This is a genomic window from Frisingicoccus sp. (assembly GCF_048388605.1).
Taxonomy (GTDB): domain Bacteria; phylum Bacillota; class Clostridia; order Lachnospirales; family Lachnospiraceae; genus Frisingicoccus.
Genome location: NZ_DBGCTU010000015.1, coordinates 1 through 1,102 on the forward strand (window position 1 = coordinate 1; position 1,102 = coordinate 1,102).

General features: G+C 43.6%; 2 protein-coding genes and 1 pseudogene. All 3 read left to right on the forward strand.

Translation table 11 applies throughout. The features are described 5' to 3' along the window. Positions 1–183: hypothetical protein (locus ACMN7X_RS03420; protein WP_418746102.1), on the forward strand; the 183-nt coding region annotated here is incomplete at its 5' end. Between the two features lie 2 nt (positions 184–185). Beyond that, a pseudogene (locus tag ACMN7X_RS03425) lies at positions 186–371 on the forward strand (TnpV protein); the annotation flags it as partial. A gap of 137 nt (positions 372–508) precedes the next feature. After that, complete coding sequence (locus ACMN7X_RS03430) at positions 509–1,099, forward strand: hypothetical protein (protein ID WP_418746103.1); 591 nt, start codon at positions 509–511, stop codon at positions 1,097–1,099. Positions 1,100–1,102 lie beyond the last annotated feature (3 nt).

Consider the following 1,102-nt stretch of genomic DNA (forward strand, 5'->3'; position numbering starts at 1 on the left):
CTTCGGGATGCTGTACCTGCACTACATGAATCTGACCCTGCGAAAGCGGTACGCATAAAGGGTAAGGCGCCGCTGGAAGCATACTTGCCGCGGTGGAGCTCCTCCCTGCGGGAGATATCGTCCGCATCCGCCGGCCTTTGCCGGGCAAATAAAAACCACCGCCCGATAGCTGGGTGTACGTAAAACAGTATTGCGCTAAGATTGACGAAGCGGCACGAAACCGCATGGAGCTGATCGTGCGGTCACTGGCAGAGCAAAACGGCGTGACCGAGCAACTGAAAGCCGAAAACCAAATGGAATGGGTGCGGCAGATGAACGCTTGCAAGGCGCAGGCAGAGGAGACTGTGAAAGCGGAATTGATTTATGATTGAGCGAGGAAGTCCGGGCAGAAAACTGTTCGGACTTTTCTCATATAGTCCAAAGTTGCGGTAGAACTGTTCACAAGTTTTATGGTATAATTTGAATACGAAAAGTGAGCAACAAATCTGGAATTTGTGGAGGCACATCAATGGAAACGATTTACGAAAAGTATATGGCACTTCCCATAGATAAGGGACTTTTATGTTTAGAATATGGAGATATTGCAGACCCGTATTTTTGCTATCCCGTCAACGCAAATCCAATCGGATTTGAAGGATGTATTCTGTATTGCTTTTTGCCGGAATATGGAGAAATGGTATTTGCCTGCAATCCAGAAAGTTGTGTAGACCAAAATGTATATCCATTAGCGGCAAATTTTGAAGATTTTATCCGTTTAATCTTGGCTTGTGGTACTGCTAACCCATTGGAGCAAATCGTTTGGATGGATAAAAATAAATTTGAAGAACACATGGCAAACGAAGAAAAAATACTGACCGATGAGCAGAGGACAGCGGCACAACAGCTACAGCGGGCATTAAGTTTGTTACCAATAGAAAATCCGTTTGAATATGTCAAATCCATTCAAAAAGATTTTGATGGTAGTAAAATACAATACAGTGATGAATACTATGAAGTTACCGGCATAGAGAACCCTAAAGGAACTAACACCCAAGATAAGCATTTAGTTGAATTTGAACCTGTCGTTTTTGAATTTAACCGCAAACAAGATAGCGACTAACAA

Excerpts from the sequence above, each read along its gene's own strand:
- ACMN7X_RS03430 (WP_418746103.1), top strand. The coding sequence starts at position 509 with ATGGAAACGATTTACGAAAAGTATATGGCACTTCCCATAGATAAGGGA.